We start from the raw sequence: 21,758 nt of genomic DNA, 5'->3' as shown, positions 1-21,758 counted from the left end.
GGCCGGGAACCAGGGGCTGAATGGCCCCTAGACCCGCAATTTGCTGAAACGGACGGTGTTCACGACCACCGCCAGGGCCGCGCAGATCGTCCCCAGCACCAGCGCCAGCCCGGGGCCGTGCACCACGCTGACGCTGAAGGCGATGGCCACCAGCGCCGTGCCAAAGCTCTGGCCGAACACCCGGGTCGTGGCCTGCAAGCCACCCGCCGCACCACTGCGCGAGCGGGGCGCGGCCGACAACATGGCGCGGTTGTTCGGCGTCTGGAAGAAACCAAATCCCACGCCCGCCACGAACATGCCCGCCACGATGGGCCAGTTCGACACCGACGACGGCAGCAGCGCCAGCGACAGCATGCCCGCCACCATGGTCGCCGCCCCCACGCCACTGAGCGTGGCGGCGGAATAGCGGTCGGACAGCCGGCCCGCCAGCGGGGCGATGATGGCGGTGCCAACAGGCCAGGCGCCCATCAGCATGCCGACTTCCAGGTACGGCCGGCCCAGCACCTGCTGGAAGTAGAACGGCAGCGACACATACGACGCCATCTGCGCCGCGAACGTGCAGGCCGACGCGCCCACGGCGAACGCCAGCGGACGGATGCGCAGCAGGTCCACCGGCACCAGCGGCGCGGGCTGGCGGCTGGCGCGGCGCACCAGCACCAAGCCAACCACCGTCGCAATTGCAACCAGGCCGATCCCGCGCAGCAGATCCTGCCCCATCATGTCGACGCCGGAAATGAAGACGCCCAGCGTCACCATGCAGAGCAGCGCGCTGACCCAATCCAGCTTGACGTCGTTACGCGGCACTTCAGGCAGATGGCGCAGGCCGAACATGGCCAGCACGCAGATCGGCAGATTGACCGCGAAGATCCATGGCCACGGCGCCACCGACAGAATGGCGGACCCGATGGTGGGCCCCAGCACCGACATCACGGCCACGGTGGTGGCGTTGATGCTGATGCCGCGTCCCAGCAATTTCAGCGGATAGATGTTGCGCACCAGGCCGCCAAACATGCACATCAAGGTGGCCGCGCCCACGCCCTGGAACACGCGCGCCGCCGTCAGCTGCCACAACGTGCCGGCCAGCGCGCAGCCCAGCGACGCCAACGTGAAAAGTATCAGACCGAAGGTGAACATGCGGCGAAAGCCGATGCGCTCGGCCAGCGCCGACAAGGGCAGCAGCATCATCACCACCGCCAGGTTGTAGGCGTTGACGATCCAGACGGCTTGCGCGGGGGATGCGTTCAGGTCGACGGCGATCGTGGGCAGGGCCACGTTGGCGATGGTCGTGTCCAGCACCGACAGGCTGATGCCTGTCATCACCGTAGCGGCCGCCCAATACCGGCGCGGCGTGGGCAGGCCGTCAGGCTGGGCCGACTTGGCGCCGCCGCTTGGGACGGCGCCTTGAGCGGCAGCCTGGGCGGGGTCGTTCTCCGCCATCACGACTTCTTGACGGGACGCTGCCAACCCTCAACGGTGAGCTGTTTGGCACGCGACACCGTCAGCTTCTCAGCCGGCGCGTCGCGCGTCAGGGTGGTGCCTGCGCCCAAGGTGGCGCCACGGCCCACACGCACCGGCGCAACCAGCTGCGTGTCGGAACCGATGAAGGCGTCGTCTTCGATGACGGTGCGGTGCTTGTTCACGCCGTCGTAATTGCAGGTGATGGTGCCCGCGCCCACGTTCACGCGCGCGCCGATGTCGGCGTCGCCGATGTAGGCCAGGTGATTGGCCTTGCTGTCCGCGCCCAGCACGCTCTTTTTGATTTCGACGAAGTTGCCGACGTGGCTGCGGTCGCCCAATTCGGCGCCCGGACGCAGGCGGGCATACGGACCCACGCGCGCATCCCGGCCCACTTCGGCCTGTTGCAGATGGCTGAACGCTTCGATCTGCGTGCCCGCGCCCACCGCGACATCGCGCAGCACGCAATGCGGGCCAACGCGCACGCCATCGGCCAACGTCACATTGCCTTCGAACACGCAGCCCACGTCAATGAACACATCGCGGCCGCACGTGAGCGAACCGCGCACGTCAAAGCGGGCGGGGTCGGCCAGCGTGACGCCGGCTTCCAGCTGGCGGCGGGCTTGCTCGCCTTGCCAGCGGCGTTCCAGTTCGGCTTGCTGCACGCGGCTGTTCACGCCCAGCGTTTCCCAGCCGGCGGCCGGTTGCGCCGCGCCCACCGGCACGCTGTCAACGACAGCCAGCCCGACGACGTCGGTCAGGTAGTACTCGCCCTGTGCGTTCTTGTTGTCGATGCGGGTCAGCCAGTCTTTCAGCTTGGCCGTGGGTGCCGTCAGGATGCCGGTGTTCACTTCCTTGATGGCGCGTTCGGCGTCGGACGCGTCCTTGTGCTCGACGATGCGGCACACATTGCCTTGGGCGTCGCGCACGATGCGGCCATAGCCGGTGGAGTCGTCCAGCACTTCGGTCAGCACCGCCGCGCCCGCGCCGCGCGCGTTCAGCAGGCGTTGCAGCGTGTCGGGCTGCACCAGCGGCACGTCACCGTACAGCACCAGCGTCACGTCATCCTTGCCTTCGCCTTCCAACAGCAGCGGCACCGCTTGCTGCACGGCGTGGCCGGTGCCTTGCTGCGGTTGCTGCAACACGAAGTGCAGATCCGGCTGGCCTTCGAACGCCTGTTTGACGCGGTCTGCGCCATGGCCGACCACGACGATGATGCGCGCCGGCTTCAACTGGCGCGCGCTGTCCAGCACATGGGCCAGCATCGGTTTGCCGGCCAGCGTGTGCAGCACTTTGGGAAGGTCGGACTGCATGCGTTTGCCCAGTCCGGCGGCGAGGATCACTACATTAAGCATAAGTTCTAAAAGGTTGAGAGACGGCGGAGCAGCCTTGCGGCCACTCGCCAGTCGAGATTGAAAGGAGGATCAGGGCGTGCCGTCGGCAGGCCCGGTTTTCTTTGCGCGAGGCGCGGATTTGGAGGCGGTCTTAGTGGCGCCCTTGGCGCCGGACTTAGCCGCCGTCTTGCGTGCGGCAGGCGTCGAAGCCTTGGCCTCGGTGCGGGCCGCAGCCTTGGATTCGCCCGGCTTGGACTCACCCGATTTGGATTCGCCGGACTTGGCCTCGCCCGATTTCGGGGCCGACGCCGCGCCCGGTGCTGCGGGGTTGGACGGCATTGACGCCGCCGTGGCCGCCGCGATCTGGTTGAACTGCTGTTGCAGCAGATCCCACCAGGCCTTGGATGCCGATTGCGCCGCAGCGCCCATCTGTTCGCTCATGCCGGCCATGCCGGATTCGGGCGCCGCGGCATTGTCTGCGTTGGGTTCCTTGGCTGCCTCAGTATCCTTTGACGAGGACGTGGGCGCAGCCTTGGGTGCGGACTTGGGCGCGGGCTTCAACCCCAGCACCACTTCCAGTGGGGATGCCGCCCCGCTTTCGCGCACCATGTTCAAGTCCATGTTGGCCGCGCTGTCCACAAACGCACGCAAGGTGCTGATGGTGGAGCGCTGCACTTCCATGCCCTGGATGGTGGACGACAGCATGGACAAGTTCATGCGCAGCCAGTTTTCCACCGAACGCAGCTCGGCGATGCGGCGGTCCAGGTCTTCCAGGTTCATCGGGGGAGCCATGGGCAGGCTGCTGGCCAGGCCGCCCGGCCCGGTCAAACCCGCCCAAGCCTGGCGCATCATTTCCATGCTGGCCAGAAGAGGGTTGCCCGACAGATCCGAGTTCTGCCCCATGCCAGGTAGGACGAACGGATTGGTGAATGAGTCGCTCATGCCAGATCTCCCCGCGTACGGATGGTTGCCGCTGGCTGCCGGTCAACCCGGCAGCAGCTGATTATTTTCAACGCGCACATGATCGCCGGATGCAAAGGCGAAGGGCTGCGCGCTGCGGAACTGGCGCGCACTACCGTCACTCATGCGGACCGTAAGCTCATAGTGCGTCACCGTTTGTTGCTGTCTGATATTACGCTCAACTTCACGGCCTGCCAAAGCACCACCGACCGCGCCCAGCACGGTCAGCGCCGTCTTGCCGCTGCCTCCGCCAAATTGATTACCCACTACGCCGCCCACCACACCACCACCAATGGTGCCGACGAGGTGATCGCTGTTGTCCTTCACAGGCACCTGCACCTGGCGGATGGTTTCCACCACGCCGCAGCTCTGGCAAGCCTGTTGCGCGGGTGCGGGCGCGGCGGGCCGCGGCGCGGACGCCGATGCCGGACGGCCTTGCTGGGTTTGTTGCGCCTGGGCCTGCTGGGCTTGGGCCTGCTGGGCCTGCGCCTGCTGGGCCTGCGATTGCTGAGCCTGCGATTGCTGTGCAGCAGCTTGCGGCGCCGGCGCCAGGTTGGCGCTTTCCGGGCCGGCCTCGGCCACAGGCGTGTCCGCGTGCGGATTGGCCGACGGCGAGGGCAGCCAGCCCATCACAGCGGCGACGCCCACGGCGCACATGACGATGACAGCGATCGACGCGGCGGCAACCAGGGGATGCAAGCCGCGGCGCGCGTGCTCAATTCGGGTGGATGTATTCATGACGATGCTCCATCGTAACTAACCGGCATCGGTATAGCACCCGGGCGCGGTTTCGGCATGTTGCGATGGTGACGCTTCTTTGCAGGGGTAATGGCCCCAAGGGCGGGCGGATGGACACCCGCGCGCATTCGTGGACAATAGCCGAATGGATTCCATTTCTCTGCCCCAGCTTGAACAGGCGATCAACTATTGGCGCAACGTGTCGCCTTCGGTCGGTGACGAATCGCGCCTGTGTCCCGAAGCCGCGGCGCTGGCCACGCCCTATGCGCTGATGATCATGACGCACCGCCACGACATCGACGTTTCCGAACTCAATGAAAAAGCCCAGGCGGCGCTGGCCGGCTGGGCTTCGGCGGGCGGCGGCGCCCGCTGATCACTTCTGGCTGAATCGCCCGATTACGAATTAGCCCTCGCGGACTAGCCCGATTTCGAACCCGTCCTGTCAGGACTAGCCTTTCAGCAGCGCCTGGATGTCGTGCGTCAGCGCGTCCACACCCAGGTTGTTGTTGGCCAACACGCGCGATTCGCCCTTGCCATCCAGCAAATAGAACGCGGCCGTGTGGTCCATCGTGTAGTTGCTGCCATCCTTGGTGGGCGCCTTGGCGTAGTACGCCTTGAACGAGGCGGCCGCCTTCTTGATTTGGTCCGGCGTGCCGGTCAGGCCCAGAAAGCGCGGGTCGAACGCCGACACATATTGCTTGAGCACTTCCTGCGTATCGCGTTCCGGGTCCACCGTAATCAGCAGCACCTGCACGCGGTCGGCGTCCGGGCCCAGCTTCTTCATGACTTCGGTCAGCTCGGCCAGCGAGGTCGGGCAGACGTCGGGGCATTGTGTGAAGCCGAAGAACACCACCACAACCTTGCCGGCGAAATCGGACAGCTGACGGGTCTTGCCGTTGGTGTCGGTCAGTTCCATGCCGCGCCCAAGCTGGGTGCCGCTGATGTCGCTGCCTTTGAACGTGGGCGCGCTTTCGCCGCAAGCGGCCAGGGCGGCCGTGAACGCGGCGGCGACGGTCAAGCGCAGAGCCAGCCGGCGGCTGGCGGAAAACATGGACATCAACAACCTCCAGGGGGTCAGCGCAGCAGGCCGACCCAGTGGTCCACCAGCAGGGCGCCAAACAGCAGCGCCAGGTAGAGAATGGAAAAACGGAACATGCTGCGCGCAAGCTCATCGCTGTAGACGCGGTACAAGCGCCACGCATATGACAGGAACATGCCGCCCAGCACCAAGGCCGACAACACATACAGCACGCCGCTCATGCGGATGGCGTAGGGCAACAGCGTCGTGGCCACCAGCGCCACGCTGTACAGCAAGATGTGCAGGCGCGTGAACTGGTTGCCGTGCGTGACGGGCAACATGGGCAGGCCGGCTTTGGCGTAATCGTGGTTGCGATACAGCGCCAGCGCCCAGAAATGCGGCGGCGTCCAGATGAAGATGATCAGCACCAGCACCCAGGCTTCCGCCGGCACAGAGTCTGCCACGGCAGCCCAGCCCAGCGCAGGCGGCATGGCGCCCGACAGGCCGCCGATCACGATGTTCTGCGGCGTGCGCGGCTTGAGGATGACGGTATAGATGACGGCGTAGCCCACGAAGGTGGCGAAGGTCAGCCACATCGTCAGCGGGTTCACCAGCGTGTACAGCACGAACATGCCCGCGCCGCCCAACAGGCCTGACAGGCTCAGCACCTGGAACGCCGAGATCGTGCCGCGCGCCGTGGCGCGCCGCGCCGTGCGCAGCATGCGGGCGTCGACTTCCTGTTCGATCAGGCAGTTGATGGCGAAGGCGGCTGCGGCAAGCAGCCAGATGCCGATGGTGCCAAACAGCACACGGCGCATATCGGGAATGCCCGGAACGGCGAGAAACATGCCGATGACCGCGCAAAACACCGCAAGCTGCGTCACGCGCGGCTTGGTGAGTACGAGGTATTGGCGGAACAATCCGGGTTGAGGAGCGGCAAGACTGGTCATAGTGGACCCTATTTTAAACGCGCACCGAATTGGGGCCATAGCCCCCCGCCGGCGCGCGTCCCGCCGTGGACAAACGCACCATCAGCACCACGGCAGCCAAGGTCAGGCCGGCGGCGCCCCCATTGTGCAGCACCGCGATCAAGAGCGGCCACTGGAAGAAGATGGTCGTCAGGCCGGTGAACAACTGCGCGGCCAGCAATGCCAGCATCAGCGTGGCGGGGCCGCGCAGGCCGGGTTCCGCCCGCAACCGCCAGGCCAGCGTGCCCAGGTACAGGAACACGACGAAGGCGAAATTGCGATGCACCCAGTGGATGGCGGTGAGTGCGGGCTGGGAAATCATCTCGCCGGATGGCAGTTCGCCCAGGCCCCGGATCACGGAGTACCCGCCGTGGAAGTCCATGTCCGGCACCCATTTCCCGTGGCACATGGGAAAGTCCATGCAGGCCAGCGCAGCGTAGTTGGTGCTGACCCATCCACCTAACGTCACTTGCACCAGCAGCAAGCCGAAGCCCACCGCCACCCAGGGTTTCCAGCGCGCCGCAGCCGCGGCAATGGCCAGGTGCGGGCGTTCACGCGCGGACAACCAGGTCATCAGCGCCAGCACCGACAGCCCGAACACCAGATGCGACGTCACCACGGCTGGCATCAGCTTATGCGTAACGGTCCAGGCGCCAAACGCGCCCTGCACGCACACGGCGACAAGCGTCGTGATGGCCAGCGCCGGCGAACGGCCCAGTTCGCGGCGATAGCGCCACGCCATGTAGACGATGCCGATGATCAGCATGCCCAGAATCGTTCCGACGTAGCGATGGATCATTTCGATCCAGGCTTTGGACAAGGTCACCGGGCCGAACGGCATGGCCTGGGAGGCTTCGTGGATGTCGCCCATGGCGCCCAGCGGCGTCGCGCTGCCGTAGCAGCCGGGCCAGTCGGGGCAGCCCAGGCCGGAGTCCGTCAGGCGCACGAAGGCGCCGAACATGATCAAGTCCAGCGTCAGGAACCAGGTGAAAAATACGAGCTTGCGATAACGCGCTTTGATGCGTTCCATGTCAACCAAATAAAAATGCACACACATGCGCACTCGCCGGGAAAGACTCCCTTAGCCAATGCGCGAGTTATAGACCAGCTTGCTGATGTCTTTGCGGACTTTCACGCCGTCAGCGTCGGCAGGGTACTGCATCATCAGGTTGCCCAGCGGGTCGATTACCCAGATCGGGTCTTGCAGGGCCGGCTGCCCGGCGGCCGAATCGCGCGCCAGCAGGTAGTGCGCCAGCTGATCCGGATTCACGCGCAGCATGACCGTGCCTTGATACGCTTCCAGCACCTTGTCCGGCACCGGCGCATCGTCGGTAATGAACCAGACCCGCGCCAGGCGGTCCACGTTCTTGCCCTGGCTGGCGTGCGTGTTGCGCGTAATGTAGAGCTTGCGGGCGCAGCTTTCCGGGCACGCCGCGCCGTCGGCCGCCAACAGCAACCATTTGCCTTTCAGGCTTTGCAGGTCAAACGGCTTGCCGTCCAGCGTGGTCAGCTTCAGTTCATTGGCAGCCGGCATCGGCCGTTGTGGTGACACCAGCGTGCCGTAGTTGGCAGAATCCGACGGCCACCATTGCGGGTTCATGTACACCACGAAGGCGCCCACGATGGGCGCCAGCGAACACAGAAACACCAGCACCATCGGCATCAGCGAACGCTTGCGCGCAGGCGGGTTGGATGAAATGTCGCGAGCCACTTTATATCCTGGAAGAGTCGTTCATTGATGCGCGCGATCAGGCCCGGGGGCCTGGCTCTGCGCGCTGGCGCATGCGCTTGATGGCGCCCCCCAACACCACCAGCCATGCGATGGCGGCAATCGAAGCAAACGCAAACCACTGCACGGCGTAGGACGTGTTCTTCTGAAAATCGACGGGCGGTTCTGGCCAGTCGCGTATGAGACCGTCGGCGCTGGCCGGGCTGGTTTGGCCGGGCTGGCCGGACTGGCTGGCTTCGCTGGTCTGGCTGGGCTGGCTGGTCTGGCTGGTCTGGCTGGCGTCGCTGGGCAGGCTGGGCTGGCTGGTTTGGCTCAACACGACAGGCAAGAGGTTCAGGCCCGTGGCGCGCGCGTAAGTGTCCAGCGGCAGGTTCTGCACTTGCGGCGTTTTGCCGTCCGCCGCCGGTAACGCCGGCAGGGCGGATTGGTCCTGCCCGCCCAACGACCACAGTTCGAACATGCGCGGCACGCGTTCGGACAACTCGCCGGTCACCGTTTGCGGCCCTTCGGGCGTGGCGGGCAACACCGGTTCGCCCTGGCCCTGAATCACTCGCGGCAGCCAGCCGCGCAGCACCAGCACCGCTTGCCGCGAGGCCGAATCCAGCAGCAGCGGCGTGGCCAGCCAATAGCCCGGGCGGCCATCGTGATTGCGGTTGTCGAGCAGTACACTGAATTGCGGCAACCATGTGCCAGTCGCCTGCGCCACGCGCCAAGGTACCAGCGAATCAGAGGGCGTGGCGGGGGTGAGCTGCACCGGCGCTTGCTTGCGGCCGGCTTCGATAGCGGCCAGAATGGCGCGTCGCTCATCGCTGCGACGCAACTGCCACTGCCCGAGCGACGCCAGAATCACCACGGCGATACCAAGCAGAAGTAGGGCAGCTACCGTGTAGCGGGTGGAGTGCGGTCGGGCCATGTATCGTTGCTAATCACTCTATTTTGTCCGGAGACCACCATGCGCGTTTTCGTCGTACTGGCCTTCATCGGAATTCTGGCCAGTCTGGCATCCGCCCTGGTCTATCTGATGCGGGACAAAGGGTCCACCAGCCGCACCGTCAATGCGCTGACCGTGCGCATCGGACTATCGGTTGCGCTATTCCTGTTCGTGCTGTTCGCCCATCACATGGGCTGGATCGAAAGCACGGGGCTGCGCTGATCGGCCCCAGGCAGATGGGTAGCGCGGGTTAATCGACAGCGTTGTTGCCGAGGAGTTCCCGCGCGTTATCCATCACACGTGCCCGCAAGCGGGCACGTCAGGCGTCAGAACCAGTACACGAACAAGTACAGGCCCAGCCACACCACGTCCACAAAGTGCCAGTACCACGCCGCGCCTTCGAAGCCGAAGTGGTGGTCGGCGGTGAAGTGTCCCCGCATCAGGCGCACCAGGATCACCGTCAACATCGTGGCGCCCAAAATCACGTGGAAGCCGTGGAAACCGGTCAGCATGTAGAACAGCGAACCGTACGCGCCCGAATTGAATTTCAGGTTCAGCTCGGTATAGGCGTGATGGTATTCGGCGGCCTGACAGGCCACGAAGACAAAGCCCAGGATGACGGTTGCGGCCAGCCAGAACATCGTCTTGCCACGATGATTTTCGCGCAGCGCATGGTGGGCGATGGTCAGCGTGACACCCGAGGACAGCAGCAGCGCGGTGTTGATCGTGGGCAGCCAGAACGGGCCAACCGTCTGGAATTCCTCAACCACGCCGGCGGGGCCGAAGTTGGGCCAGGCGGCCTTGAAGTCAGGCCACAGCATCAGGCGGTGGTCGATATCGCCCAGCCACGGCGTGGTGATGGTGCGCGTGTACCAGAGCGCGCCGAAGAACGCCGCGAAGAACATCACTTCCGAGAAGATGAACCAGCTCATGCCCCAACGGTACGAGCCGTCGATGCGCTTGCTGTTCAAGCCCGCTTCAGATTCCTGGATGGCGTCGCCAAACCAGTAGTACAGCACCACGATCAAGCCGATGAACCCGGCCAGCACGGACCACTTGGCCCAGCTGACGCCGTTGATCCAGGCTGCGGCGCCCAGCCCCATGAACAGCAGCGCCACCGCCGTACGCACGGGGTGACCCGAGTCGGCGGGCACAAAGTAGTACGGTGCCTCTTTACCTTGAACCGAGTGGCTTGCACTCATGGCTTTCTCCCTGGTACAGATTTATAGATTAAGTGATTCAAGTCAGGCTTGAAACCGCCCAACGCACAATTAATACCAGCACAGTCACGAAGATTGCCGCTGCCAGCAGCCCAGCCAGAATCACGTGCACCGGGTTCAGCTTGGCGCTGTCTTCCCGGTAGCCCGCGCCCTTGCGCACGCCGAAGAACCCCCACGCCACCGCCTTCATCGTCTGAAGGAAACTCAGCTTGCGCCGGGTGGATTCGTGCAGGTCGTCGCTCATGGTTCGGGCCTAATTGACCGCGTTTCCTGTCAGCAACGCTGAACCGCGCAACACGGTCCAGGCAAACACAGCGATGACAAAGGCCACGAGGACCAGTCCTGCAATCTTGTTACGGCGGCGCTGCTCGGGTGTCATTGCTGTGCTACCTGGAACATGAAAGACGGGTTCACTTCACTTCGGGCGGGGTTTCGAAGGTGTGGAACGGCGCGGGCGACGGCACCGTCCATTCCAGCCCTTCGGCGCCTTCCCACGGCTTGGCGGCCGCGGGTTCGCCCTTGCCCATGTAGCAACGCAGAATCGCGTACAGGAAAATCAGTTGCGACAAGCCGAACCAGAACGCGCCAATGGTGGCCATCTGGTGGAACGTCGTGAACTGCGCGGCGTAGTCGGCGTAGCGGCGCGGCATGCCGGCCAGGCCCAGGAAGTGCATCGGGAAGAAGGTCACGTTGAACGAGATCAGCGTCGACCAGAAATGCAGCTTGCCCAGCTTTTCGCTGTACATGCGGCCCGTCCACTTCGGCACCCAGTAGTAGGCGCCGGCAAACAGCGCGAACAGCGAACCCGCCACCAGCACGTAGTGGAAGTGCGCCACCACGTAATAGGTATCGTGCACCTGGATATCGATCGGGGCCACCGACAGGATCAGGCCGGTAAAGCCGCCCATCGTGAACACGAAGATGAAGCCGATGGAGAACAGCATCGGGGTTTCGAACGTCATGGAGCCGCGCCACATCGTGGCGACCCAGTTGAACACCTTCACCCCGGTCGGGATGGAGATGAGCATGGTGGCGTACATGAAGTAGAGCTGCCCGGTCACCGGCATGCCCGTCGTGAACATGTGGTGCGCCCACACAATGAAGGACAGCACGGCAATCGACGCGGTGGCGTACACCATCGAGGCGTAGCCGAACAGCTTCTTGCGGGCAAAGGCCGGCACAATCGCCGACACGATACCGAACGCCGGCAAGATCATGATGTAGACCTCGGGGTGCCCGAAGAACCAGAACACGTGCTGGTACAGGACTGGGTCGCCGCCTGCGGCTGCGTTGAAGAAGCCCGTGCCGAAGTGGCGGTCGGTCAGCACCATGGTGATGGCGGCGGCCAGCACCGGCATCACGGCCAGCAGCAGGAAGGCGGTGATCAGCCAGGTCCAGCAGAACAGCGGCATCTTCATCAGCGTGAGGCCGGGTGCGCGCATGTTCAGGATGGTCACGATGATGTTGATCGCGCCCATGATCGAGGACGCGCCCATCAAGTGCATCGCAAAGATGCCCAGGTCCATGCCCGGCCCCATCTGCAAGGACAGCGGCGCATACAGCGTCCAGCCCGCGGCGGTGGCGCCGCCCGGCACGAAGAACGATGCCGTCAGCATGATCGCGGCCACCGGCAGCAGCCAGAAGCTGAAGTTGTTCATGCGCGCGAACGCCATGTCGGATGCGCCGATCTGCATCGGGATCATCCAGTTCGCAAAGCCCACGAAGGCCGGCATGATGGCGCCGAACACCATGATGATGCCGTGCATGGTCGTGAACTGGTTGAACAGTTCGGGGCGGAAGAACTGCAAGCCCGGCTCGAACAATTCGGTACGCAGCAGCAAGGCGAGCGTGCCGCCTTCCAGCAACATGGCAAACGAGAAGATGAGATACATCGTCCCGATGTCTTTATGGTTCGTGGCGAATAGCCAGCGGCGCCAGCCCGTGGGCATGGCGTGATGGTGGTCATCGTGACCGTGGCCGTGGCCCGGCGACACGTGGTCTACAGTGACGCTGCTCATGATGGACTCCTTCCTGCTGAGTGCCGGCCCCGATCCACGGGACCGGCAGGGTATCTCTAACTAAACGGAACCGGTTCTATCGGTGGAGGAACGTGGGTGCGCAATCAACGCGCAGCCGCGACGTCCTTCGGTAGAACCGTCGGGTCCTGCCCCTTGCCTGCATTGCTCCAGGCATGGCGCGTATAGCTGATGACCGCTGCGATCTCGACATCATTGAGCTGCCCGCCGAATGCCGCCATCGCGGTGCCGGGCTTGCCCTTCAGCACGGTGTTGATCTGTTCGGCCTTGGGGCCCAGAACAACCTTGTCTCCGTCAAGCGGTGGGAAGCTGCCCGGAATGCCCTTGCCGTTGGCCTGGTGACAGGCTACGCAATTGGCGGCGAAGACTTTTTCGCCACGGGCAACCAGTTCGGCTTCCGTCCACTCTTTATTAGGATCGTCGGCGTTCGCCGCCATCTTCTTCTTTTGGTCTTCTACCCATTTGTCGTAGTCGGCTTGCGCCAGCACTTCAACGACGATGGGCATGAAGGCGTGGTCTTTGCCACAGAGTTCCGCGCATTGCCCGCGATAGATGCCGGGTTTTTCAGCACGGAACCAGGCGTCGCGCAGGAAGCCGGGGATGGCATCCTGTTTGACGCCGAAGTCGGGAATCATCCACGAGTGGATCACGTCGGCCGCGGTCAACACGACCCGGACCTTTTTGTCCACCGGGACCACCATGTGGTTGTCCACTTCCATCAGATAGAACTCGCCCTTGGGCTCGCGGTTCTCGATCTGCGCGCGGGGCGTGGACAGCGTGGACAGGAACTTGACGCCAGCGGCGGAGCCGTCGAGGTACTCGTACCCCCACTTCCATTGATAGCCGGTGACCTTGATGGTGAGGTCGGCGCTTGATGTGTCTTTCATGGCCACGACCGTCTTGGTGGCCGGTAGCGCCATGGCGATGACGATGATGAAGGGGATGACCGTCCAGGCGACTTCCACGCCCAGATGCTCATGGAAGGTTGCGGCCTTGTGCCCCCGTGACTTCCGGTGCGCCCAGATGGAGTAGAACATCACTCCGAACACACCGATGAAGATCACGATACAGATCGTGAGCAACAGCCAGTGCAGCCACATGATGTCGCGTGATATTGCTGTCACGCCTTCATGCAGGTTCAGCTGATTGACCTTCGGGCCGCCGGGCATGTCTTGCACCTGAGCACTGGCCACGCTGCCAATCAGCATCGCACAAGCCCCCAGTATCCCTCTCCACTTCTTCATGCTTACCTCGAAACACGGCGCGAGGGCCCTTGTCGCCTAGTGGCACGAGTGTCACTTCAACAGGACTACGCGCAATTATTAGATGGCAGGGTTAAGCAGGGAAGATAGAGCGGCCCCCGCGTTCCCACTCGAAATCACAAAGAAACTGGCGGATTATAGCGGACACGCAAACAGATGTAAGACAAGCCTCTTGAATTCATGGCGCCCGCCCCCATCTGCACGCGCCACCCGTCCACCCCTTGACGCCCGCTGTAAACCGTGTGGCATAAAATCAGCGGCAACCTCATCACGACGCTCACCCATGCCCAAGCAGTTGTCCGATTTGTATGCCGAGCTGTGCGCGCGCGCACAAGAACCCGCTCCCGATGGCGCGCACGCTTTATATATAGCGGGCCGCCGCTGCGGCTGGGCGACGCATGCCGCGTGCGATGCGCTGCGCGGCGCCCCCGGCATCGACTGTGACGACACCGCTTTGCATATCGGTGCGGCGCTGACTCCCGGCGCGGCGCTCAATGCCGTGCTGGAACAGACGGCCGAACTGTTGCGCCAAGCCAACTGCTTGCGCGGATGGCGCGACGAATTGCTGGATGTCATGGATGGCGAAGCGCCGCTGGGCGTGATCGAACGCGCCGCGGTCCGTCCGTTGGGCCTGTTGACCAAGGCCGTGCATCTGAACGCCTGGACCCCGGACGGCCGCATCTGGGTCGCGCGGCGCGCGCTCAGCAAGTCCACTGATCCCGGTATGTGGGATACGCTCGTCGGCGGATTGGCCGGCAGCGGTGAAGACCTGGAGCTTGCGTTGGTGCGCGAATGCGGCGAAGAAGCGGGCCTGGACGCGCCGGATCTCGCGCAGCGCACGCCCTTGCGTACGATTCTGCGCATTCATCGCCGGCTGCCCGAGGGCTATCAGGTGGAAGACGTGCTGACCAGCACCTGCGTGCTGGCGGCCGATGCCCGGCCGGCCAACCGCGACGGCGAAGTCATGGAAATCGCGGTCGCGGAGGTGTCGACGGTGGTGCGCCAGATCACCGACGGCGAGTTCACGCTGGAGGCGGCGCTGGTGCTGGTCGAAGACATCATGCAACGCCAGGCCGCCGGCCAGATCTGAACCTAGCGCGGGGCAACCCCCGGCTCGCCCAGGATAGCGGGCGCGTCGTCATCACGCGGCGCGCGAGCCTCGGACAGGTCTTCGCGTGAGACCGGTGCAGCCGGGGAAGCGGATGCAGCGGATGCAGACGACGAGACGGCGGCCGGAGGATTCGTCGCAGGATTTGTTGCTGGTGTTGCTGGTGCTGCTGGTGTTGCTGGTGTTTCCGCCCCTGCAGCTTCCGCCGCTTCCGCGGCCTGCGCGGGGCTCAGCGCCGAGGCGGGTGCGGGTGCTGGCGTGGCCGGTGTGGCCGACGCTTGCGAAAACTGCTTCCACACTTCAATGGCGCGCAGGCGCTGCTTGGCCACGACCTGAATCCGTTCACGCAGATGTTCGTCGCGCGCCAGCAGGGCGTGGAAATCGCGTGATGACAGCATCAGCAGCTTGCTGTAGCCCAGCGAGGTCACGTCTGGCGTCAACTGCTGTTCGCCCAACAGCCCGAGTTCACCAAAGAATTCGCCGCTGCCCAACTCGATCATGGTGTTGTCCGGCAAGTGCACGGCCACGGCGCCCGAGGCCACAAAACACATCTCTTCGCCATGACGCCCCTGCGTCAACACGCGCTGGTCCGGCAGCGACAAACGCGGCTTGAGCAGCTTGCTGATCGCGCGCAGCGAATCGGGCGACAGCCCTTCAAACAGCGGCACGCGCTTGATCAGTTCGGCCGCGCTCATTTCGATGTCCAGCGGCGGGTGCTTGTCGATATGCGCCCAGCGGCTTTTTAACTGCGCCATCAGGTCGGCGTAGACCTCGCCGCTGATCAGGAATTGCTCAAGCATGTCGCGATAGCGGATGCGTTCCAGCTCGCGCGCCACGCGGCCCAGATAGCTTTCCTGCAGCCACTGCGCGTAGGACGGATATTGCAGGTTCAGCGCCTGCATGGCGCTTTCGATCAGGTCCAGGCGGCGCTGGTGCAGCGCCACGATGCGCTGGGTGGCTTCTTCGCCCAGCAATGGCGTGATCTGTTCGCGCGCAAAAACGATTAGCCGCTGCGCGACAGAGCGCTTGCTCATCAAGTTGGCGAAGCGCTGGCCAAGCTCGCGCGCCAGCCACCCCTGGAAGCCAAACAGATAATGCATGCGCAGCGCCAGACGGAAGGCGGTGGAATAACGCACGTCGGCCACAATGGCGCGCTCAAAGCCCGGCACGCCGCCCAGCCGGATGGCGTCCTCCAGCCGTTCGGCCCGCGCCAGCAAGGCTTCGGCCATGCGCCAGTCGACGATCTGCGCCTTCAAGACGTCGAAGAACATTTCCTCTTCGCGCTGCGCCACGATGGCCAGGCCCACCGCGACACGCTGCTCGTCGCTCATCTGGCTGACCTGGCCGTCGTGCACGCTGGTCAGGCTGGCGTCGAACACGGCGCGGATACGGTCGCGGACTTCGGTGCCGATGTGCTCGGTCTTGGCGACTTCATCCGTCTTGCCTTGCAGGTCTTCCAACGCCACGGCCAGCGCCTGATTGCGTATCGTGCGCTCCACCGACGACAGCTGGTTCAAGCCCAGCATGCGAATCAAGGGCCGCAGGCTGATGCCGTTGATGAACAGCGTCAGCAGCACATAACTGGTGGTGGCCACCGCGATGAACTGGCGCGCCTCTTCGGCCACACCGGTCTGCTCGGTAACCGCCAGCGCCAGCGCCAGCGACACGGCGCCGCGCAAGCCCCCCCACAACATCACCACCTTGTACGGGTTGCTGACCTTGGTGCCCAGCCGGGTAAGCCCCAGCAACGGCAGCAGGCCAAACACCACAATGGCGCGCGCGACCAGGGTCGCCACGAACACCACGGCCACCAGCACCAGTTCCTGCCAATCGGCTGCGGCCATCAGCTTCGGGATCAGCATGGCCGCGAACAGGAAAATCAGCGAATTGGCCCAGAAGCCAAACTGCTCCCAGGCGCTGGACAGGTATTCGAAGGTAGTAGGCGACATGCGCGTGCGGCCGGTAGACCCCACGACCAAACCGGCGATCACCGTGGCGACCACGCCCGACACGTTCAGATAATGCTCCGAGATAAAGAACGACAGATACGCCAGCGTCAGCGTCAGCGTGATCTCGGCCGTGGGAAACCCGCGCAGCCACGCGAACAGAAAGCAAGCCAGACGCCCCATCGCAAAGCCGGCGATGCCGCCCCCGATGAAGTGCACGATGAAATCGTTGAAGATGCCGCTGACGGTCAGTTCGCCATGGCCGCTCAGCACGGCCAGCAGCACCGAGTACAAGGCGATGGACGCCGCGTCGTTGAACAGGCTTTCGCCTTCGACCAGCGTCGTCAGCCGCTTGGGCGCGCCCACTTCGCGGAAGATGCCCACCACCGCAACCGGGTCCGTCGTGGCGACGATGGCGCCCAGCAGCAGGCAAACCACCATCCCATAGGGCGAGATCGCGTCCAGCGTCACGCCCACCACCACCGTACAAACCACCACGGCCACAATGGCCATCATGAGAATGGGGCCGATGTCGTCCATCAGGCGGCGCACGTTCATCGACAACGCGGTCTCAAATAGCAGCACCGGCAGGAACACCATCAGGAACGTTTCGGACGAAATCTCAAAGCGTTCCAGCGAATCCAGGAAGTCAGCAATCCAGCTGGGCGCCCAGCCATGCACATGAATAATGATGCCCAGCAGACAGCCGACAATAGCCAGCAGCACCGAGTACGGCAGCTTGAGGCGGCCGGCCAGCGGAGGCATGAAGCAGACCAGTGTGAGAAGACCGGCCAGGCCGAATACGAGAAAACCTACATCCATGGGTAGCGCCGCGTCCCGATCATTTGAGCAGTTAAGAATTTTCCCAAAGAATAGCGGCTTTTTTCCTAGGCCCCGGCCTGGATGCGTTAGAGAATGCACGTTTCGTTACCCCAAGCCCGGCGCCAGATACGCGCCGTGCGATGTTTTTTGGGTAATGTGCAATCGTGCAAACTTCGCAGGAGCGGCACTTGCCCCGCGTCCATTCCCTGGCCCGGCGTCACGACGCCCCCGCCATGCTCGTCCAGTTGACCGACAGCCATTTGTTCGGCGAACCCGACGTCGCGATGCTGGGCGTCAATACCGACGCGAGCCTGCGCGCGGTGTTGCGCCAGATCGAGGCCGACGGCAAGCATCCCGACCTGCTGCTGGCCACCGGCGACCTGTCCCAAGATGGCGAGGCCGCCGCGTATCGCCGCTTTGCCGCCATTCTGGGCGAGGCCGGCTCGTTGGCGGGTGCACAGATCCGCTGCCTGCCGGGCAACCACGACCAGCCGGCCGTGATGCGCCAGGAATTGCCGCAGTGGTCAACGCCCGTGACCGACGTTGGCGCTTGGCGCGTGGTCACGCTGGACACCACCGTGCCCGGCTCCAACGCCGGCCATTTGCCCGACAGCCAATTGGATATGCTGGAAGCGGCGCTGGAGGCCGCGCCCGGCCGCCACACCCTGGTGGCGATGCACCACAACCCCATGCAGATCGACAGCCATTGGCATGACTCGATGATGATCGACAACCCGCAGGTGCTGTTCAAGCGGCTGACGCGCTGGCCGCAGGTGCGTGTGCTGTTGTGGGGGCATGTGCATCACGAGTTCGACCGCCGCCGCCATAACCTGCGTATGCTGGCCACGCCTTCTACCTGCTTCCAGTTCAGCATTCGCGATGGCAAGCACGTAGTCGACAACATGGCGCCCGGCTACCGCTGGATCAAGCTCTATCAGGATGGGTCGATGGCCACCGGCGTGCGTCGCGTGCAGGACGCGCTGTGGCACACGGCGCTGGCGCCAGACGACGCGCAAGCCGCATAAAAAACGGGGCACCAGATATATGAAATATATGTGGTGCCCCGCAAGCATCCGTCTCATAGGGGAGGGGAAAGAGGAGAAGCCGAGACGGATGACAAGACTGCTAACCGAAGTTCGCGGTCTACATGAAGTTAGGCGGGCCGATCCCCATTAAGTTTCTGCAAACCGCAGAAATTTGAGCCTGAATTTGTATCAATTTATTGTTGCGGTGTGGGCGCTGCTGCGCGATGCCTAGTGGYGCCGTTGATACGCCAAGACGCCTGAGCGATGCATAGCGCTCGCCATGTAGGTGCATAGTGACCGTGACGATCGCGTCCAAAGAAAAGGGCCGCTTGCGAGCGGCCCTTCTTGCGAACATCGTGCAGGTTCATCCCCGGCGGATTACGCCGCCAGATTGCCGCGCATCTTTTTCAGTGCAGCCGCTTCGATCTGGCGAATGCGTTCAGCGGACACGCCAAACTCTTGCGCCAATTCGTGCAGCGTAGCGCCGCCGTCGTCTTGCAGCCAGCGCGCTTCAACGATGCGGCGCGAGCGGGCGTCCAGCGCATCCAGCGCGCCGGTCAGGCCGGTGCTTTGCAGCTGATCGCGCGCGGCGCGTTCCAGCACGCGGGTCGGTTCCTGGCGGCCGTCGTCAGACAGATAGGCGATGGGCGCGTAGCTGTCGTCATCGTCGTCCTGGTTTTCCAGCGACATGTCGCGGCCGGACAGGCGCACTTCCATTTCGCTGACGTCTTCGCGGCGCACGTTCAGTTCGCGCGCGATGTGATCGACCTGTTCAGGGTCCAGCGTCTGGCCGTCGGGGCGCATGCTGCGCAGATTGAAGAACAGCTTGCGCTGGGCCTTGGTGGTGGCCACCTTGACCAAGCGCCAGTTGCGGATGATGTATTCGTGGATTTCAGCCTTGATCCAATGCACGGCGAACGACACCAGGCGCACACCGCGCTCGGGGTCGAAACGCTTCACGGCCTTCATCAGGCCGACGTTGCCTTCTTGGATCAGGTCAGCGTGGGGCAACCCGTAGCCCAGGTACTGGCGGGCAACGGACACCACCAGACGCAGGTGGGACAGAATCAGTTCGCGCGCCGCGCCCAGGTCTTCCTGGTCACGCAGGCGGCGGCCCAGCTCGGTTTCGCGTTCGGCGGACAACACCGGCAGGCGGTTGACCGAAGAGATATACGCGTCGATCGTGCCAAGTGCGCCCGGATTGGCAATGGCCAACGCCAGAGCGTTGCCGGAAGCGGCCAACGAGGTACTGGGTTGTTTCATAGCGGGGGTCTCCGGAAAGCAAGGGGATAACGACATGGATTCGATGTTAGCACTCTAGTAAAGGGAGTGCTAATAGGACTATTGCGGTGCGTCAAAGTTTCAATTCCGTGACGCGTCCCCATATATTTCTACCAGCCCAGACGCTTTAACCCCTCTGCCGTAGCGTCGCCGTCCGGACGGATGAACAAGGCGCCGCGGGGGTCCATAAAGACCTGATACTTCGCGCCATCAAACATGGGCATGTAGGCGCCGCTGCCAAATTGGACATCGACAAAGGGGAACCAGTTCGGAAAACTCTTCTTCAGCGATCCAAGGTCGGGCGCGGGCCAGTCGTCCAAGGCATGGACCGAGCGCGTGGCCGAGGCTTCGCGCGCCGTATCGCTATAGCGGCCGGACAAACGTTCCAGGCGATACAACGGCGGCACGCCCGCCATCAGCGCGGGCAGCTTCCAGCGCACGACGCGCGCATCGATCTGCCATTGGTCGCCGTACAGCACATATTGTTTAGGGCCGATGCCGGGTGCGGTGGTCGTAAGCTGGAACTGGCCGTCCGCCTGCTGGGCGATTTCAACGCGGGCCACGGATTCATCCGTGGTCAGGCGGAAAAACTGCACCAGTGACAACGCCAGCAAACCGGACACGCAGCCCAGCAACACCAGCATCAAGCCGAACAGGCGGCGCACCGGCCGAAACTGGAACATCTTGCGGCCACGCTCGTCGCGCGGGCCGCCGCGGCCCAGCAACATGACGATGCCCGGCAGGAATACGACGACGGCGCCCAGAAGAATCCAGACAAAGGGAGCGATACCGTTGATCAAATCAGGCGTTCCTATTCAGAACGCCGCGGGTTCCAGCCCGTCGCGCCCAGGGCGCCGCGAGCCTGCCGCGGCAGGCTCCCCAGTATAGAAGGGCGTCTTCAGCCCGCCGGTTTTCCAAGCCGTTCGACGTGAAACCGGATGTGATCCTCGATGAAGGTCGAGATGAAGTAGTAGCCATGGTCGTAGCCGGGCTGGCGGCGCAGCGATAAGGGCTGATCGGCGGCGGCGCAGGCGGCTTCGAATACCTCGGGATACAACTGTTCAGCCAGGAATTGGTCTGATTCGCCCTGGTCGATCAGGATGCCGCCGGGGAAGGGCCGCTTCAGGCCGCGCATCAGCGCCGACGCGTCGTAAGCTGCCCACTCGGCGGGGTTGTCGCCCAGGTAGGCGCCGAAAGCCTTCTTGCCCCAGGGGCACTGGCTGGGCGCGGCGATGGGCGCAAACGCGGATACCGAACGGAACTTGGCGGGGTTGCGCAGCGCCAGCACCAGTGCGCCGTGACCGCCCATGGAGTGTCCGAAGATGCCGGTGCGGGACGCGTCGCCGGGCAGGGTGCCGCCCGTGACGATGCCGTGCAGTTCTTCGGTGACGTAGCTGTACATGCGGTAGTGGTCACGCCAGGCGGGCGTGGTGGCGTCCACATAGAAGCCGGCGCCCGTGCCGAGGTCCCAGCTTTCTTCTTCACCCGCCACGTTGGCGCCGCGCGGGCTGGTGTCAGGCGCGACCAGCATCACGCCAAGTTCAGCAGCCAGACGCTGGGCGCCCGCCTTGATCATGAAGGTCTCTTCGGTGCAGGTCAGGCCCGCCAGATAGAACAGCACGGGCACGGGGCCGTTGTCGGCCTGCGGCGGCACGTAGACCGAAAATCGCATGGGCAGGCCGATCTGGGCGGACTCATGGCGGTAGTAGCGCTGCGTACCGCCAAAGCAGCGATGCTGGGAAATGAGTTCCAAGGCCGTGGGCATGGATTTTCTCCGGTCAGGGGGGTGAAAAAAACGTCGACGGGTTAGGGTATATCCACGGTACGACGTTCCGTCGCCGAATGTTAACCTGCACTCGAAAGCGGCCGAATGACAAAAAAAATGGATTCCGTGCCCGATTTGTGATCACGGGACTTGACCAGCG

Annotated in this window: 22 protein-coding genes; 4 read left to right on the top strand and 18 right to left on the bottom strand. The window is 63.9% G+C overall.

Annotated elements, in window-relative coordinates:
- Positions 1 to 27: 27 nt before the first annotated feature.
- The 4 genes from AC1DB0_RS08955 to AC1DB0_RS08940 form a co-directional block, all read right to left on the bottom strand.
- Entirely contained in the window at positions 28 to 1,437 is a 1,410-nt protein-coding gene (locus AC1DB0_RS08955) for an MFS transporter (RefSeq protein WP_476757370.1), read from the bottom strand.
- Complete coding sequence (gene glmU, locus AC1DB0_RS08950; RefSeq protein WP_054421077.1) at positions 1,437 to 2,810, bottom strand: bifunctional UDP-N-acetylglucosamine diphosphorylase/glucosamine-1-phosphate N-acetyltransferase GlmU; 1,374 nt, start codon at positions 2,808 to 2,810, stop codon at positions 1,437 to 1,439. The genes AC1DB0_RS08955 and glmU overlap by 1 nt, the downstream gene beginning before the upstream one ends.
- A 69-nt stretch (positions 2,811 to 2,879) precedes the next feature.
- Entirely contained in the window at positions 2,880 to 3,731 is an 852-nt protein-coding gene (locus AC1DB0_RS08945; protein WP_054421076.1) for a PhaM family polyhydroxyalkanoate granule multifunctional regulatory protein, read from the bottom strand.
- A gap of 42 nt (positions 3,732 to 3,773) precedes the next feature.
- Positions 3,774 to 4,487: a glycine zipper 2TM domain-containing protein gene (locus tag AC1DB0_RS08940; RefSeq protein WP_346552467.1), complete on the bottom strand. Its 714-nt coding sequence runs from the start codon at positions 4,485 to 4,487 to the stop codon at positions 3,774 to 3,776.
- A 145-nt stretch (positions 4,488 to 4,632) separates the two neighbouring features.
- Between AC1DB0_RS08940 and AC1DB0_RS08935 the strand changes: the two genes are divergently transcribed.
- The gene (locus AC1DB0_RS08935; protein WP_476757369.1) at positions 4,633 to 4,860 is read left to right on the top strand and encodes a DUF3717 domain-containing protein; all 228 of its coding nucleotides are present in this window, start codon (positions 4,633 to 4,635) and stop codon (positions 4,858 to 4,860) included.
- Positions 4,861 to 4,935: 75 nt separating this feature from the next.
- Here the strand turns inward: AC1DB0_RS08935 and AC1DB0_RS08930 are convergent, their stop codons facing one another.
- The 5 genes from AC1DB0_RS08930 to AC1DB0_RS08910 all read right to left on the bottom strand — a co-directional run bounded on the left by AC1DB0_RS08930 (position 4,936) and on the right by AC1DB0_RS08910 (position 9,115).
- Positions 4,936 to 5,544: an SCO family protein gene (locus tag AC1DB0_RS08930; RefSeq protein WP_054421073.1), complete on the bottom strand. Its 609-nt coding sequence runs from the start codon at positions 5,542 to 5,544 to the stop codon at positions 4,936 to 4,938.
- Between the two features lie 17 nt (positions 5,545 to 5,561).
- Positions 5,562 to 6,455 carry a heme o synthase gene (gene cyoE, locus AC1DB0_RS08925; protein WP_054421072.1) on the bottom strand — a complete coding sequence of 298 codons (894 nt, stop codon included), beginning with the start codon at positions 6,453 to 6,455 and terminating at the stop codon, positions 5,562 to 5,564.
- Positions 6,456 to 6,468: 13 nt separating this feature from the next.
- On the bottom strand, positions 6,469 to 7,503 hold the full coding sequence (locus AC1DB0_RS08920) for a COX15/CtaA family protein (protein ID WP_476757368.1): 1,035 nt from the start codon (positions 7,501 to 7,503) through the stop codon (positions 6,469 to 6,471).
- A gap of 51 nt (positions 7,504 to 7,554) precedes the next feature.
- Positions 7,555 to 8,136 (bottom strand): SCO family protein, encoded by a 582-nt coding sequence (locus AC1DB0_RS08915; protein WP_054421383.1) that lies wholly within the window; start codon positions 8,134 to 8,136, stop codon positions 7,555 to 7,557.
- Positions 8,137 to 8,221: 85 nt separating this feature from the next.
- Entirely contained in the window at positions 8,222 to 9,115 is an 894-nt protein-coding gene (locus AC1DB0_RS08910; protein WP_441371339.1) for an SURF1 family protein, read from the bottom strand.
- A 39-nt stretch (positions 9,116 to 9,154) separates the two neighbouring features.
- Here AC1DB0_RS08910 and AC1DB0_RS08905 point away from each other — a divergent pair, with 39 nt between their 5' ends.
- Positions 9,155 to 9,355: a twin transmembrane helix small protein gene (locus AC1DB0_RS08905; protein WP_006216871.1), complete on the top strand. Its 201-nt coding sequence runs from the start codon at positions 9,155 to 9,157 to the stop codon at positions 9,353 to 9,355.
- Between the two features lie 104 nt (positions 9,356 to 9,459).
- On the opposite strand, the gene AC1DB0_RS08900 is transcribed toward AC1DB0_RS08905, so the two are convergent.
- The 5 genes from AC1DB0_RS08900 to coxB all read right to left on the bottom strand — a co-directional run bounded on the left by AC1DB0_RS08900 (position 9,460) and on the right by coxB (position 13,633).
- A complete protein-coding gene (locus AC1DB0_RS08900) occupies positions 9,460 to 10,335 on the bottom strand; it encodes a cytochrome c oxidase subunit 3 (protein ID WP_054421070.1) in 876 nt (291 codons plus the stop codon).
- Positions 10,336 to 10,372: 37 nt separating this feature from the next.
- Positions 10,373 to 10,597: a DUF2970 domain-containing protein gene (locus AC1DB0_RS08895; protein WP_427950435.1), complete on the bottom strand. Its 225-nt coding sequence runs from the start codon at positions 10,595 to 10,597 to the stop codon at positions 10,373 to 10,375.
- Positions 10,598 to 10,606: 9 nt separating this feature from the next.
- On the bottom strand, positions 10,607 to 10,732 hold the full coding sequence (locus AC1DB0_RS08890) for a cytochrome oxidase small assembly protein (protein WP_217483375.1): 126 nt from the start codon (positions 10,730 to 10,732) through the stop codon (positions 10,607 to 10,609).
- Between the two features lie 31 nt (positions 10,733 to 10,763).
- Entirely contained in the window at positions 10,764 to 12,371 is a 1,608-nt protein-coding gene (gene ctaD, locus AC1DB0_RS08885) for a cytochrome c oxidase subunit I (RefSeq protein WP_054421068.1), read from the bottom strand.
- A gap of 104 nt (positions 12,372 to 12,475) precedes the next feature.
- Entirely contained in the window at positions 12,476 to 13,633 is a 1,158-nt protein-coding gene (coxB, locus tag AC1DB0_RS08880) for a cytochrome c oxidase subunit II (RefSeq protein ID WP_175170668.1), read from the bottom strand.
- A 301-nt stretch (positions 13,634 to 13,934) separates the two neighbouring features.
- Here coxB and AC1DB0_RS08875 point away from each other — a divergent pair, with 301 nt between their 5' ends.
- A complete protein-coding gene (locus AC1DB0_RS08875) occupies positions 13,935 to 14,741 on the top strand; it encodes an NUDIX hydrolase (RefSeq protein WP_175170669.1) in 807 nt (268 codons plus the stop codon).
- 2 nt (positions 14,742 to 14,743) lie between these two features.
- Here the strand turns inward: AC1DB0_RS08875 and AC1DB0_RS08870 are convergent, their stop codons facing one another.
- On the bottom strand, positions 14,744 to 17,527 hold the full coding sequence (locus AC1DB0_RS08870; RefSeq protein WP_476757367.1) for a cation:proton antiporter: 2,784 nt from the start codon (positions 17,525 to 17,527) through the stop codon (positions 14,744 to 14,746).
- 188 nt (positions 17,528 to 17,715) lie between these two features.
- Between AC1DB0_RS08870 and cpdA the strand changes: the two genes are divergently transcribed.
- Positions 17,716 to 18,552 (top strand): 3',5'-cyclic-AMP phosphodiesterase, encoded by an 837-nt coding sequence (gene cpdA, locus AC1DB0_RS08865; protein ID WP_175170670.1) that lies wholly within the window; start codon positions 17,716 to 17,718, stop codon positions 18,550 to 18,552.
- 378 nt (positions 18,553 to 18,930) lie between these two features.
- Here cpdA and rpoH read toward each other — a convergent pair whose 3' ends face one another.
- The 3 genes from rpoH to fghA all read right to left on the bottom strand — a co-directional run bounded on the left by rpoH (position 18,931) and on the right by fghA (position 21,598).
- A complete protein-coding gene (gene rpoH, locus AC1DB0_RS08860; RefSeq protein WP_054421064.1) occupies positions 18,931 to 19,815 on the bottom strand; it encodes an RNA polymerase sigma factor RpoH in 885 nt (294 codons plus the stop codon).
- 128 nt (positions 19,816 to 19,943) lie between these two features.
- Positions 19,944 to 20,633 (bottom strand): hypothetical protein, encoded by a 690-nt coding sequence (locus tag AC1DB0_RS08855; RefSeq protein WP_054421063.1) that lies wholly within the window; start codon positions 20,631 to 20,633, stop codon positions 19,944 to 19,946.
- A gap of 98 nt (positions 20,634 to 20,731) precedes the next feature.
- Positions 20,732 to 21,598 (bottom strand): S-formylglutathione hydrolase, encoded by an 867-nt coding sequence (gene fghA / locus AC1DB0_RS08850; protein WP_054421062.1) that lies wholly within the window; start codon positions 21,596 to 21,598, stop codon positions 20,732 to 20,734.
- Between the last annotated feature and the right edge of the window lie 160 nt (positions 21,599 to 21,758).

It is taken from the genome of Achromobacter sp. 10T422, assembly GCF_056394065.1.
This window is presented reverse-complemented; position numbering and strand designations above follow the sequence as displayed.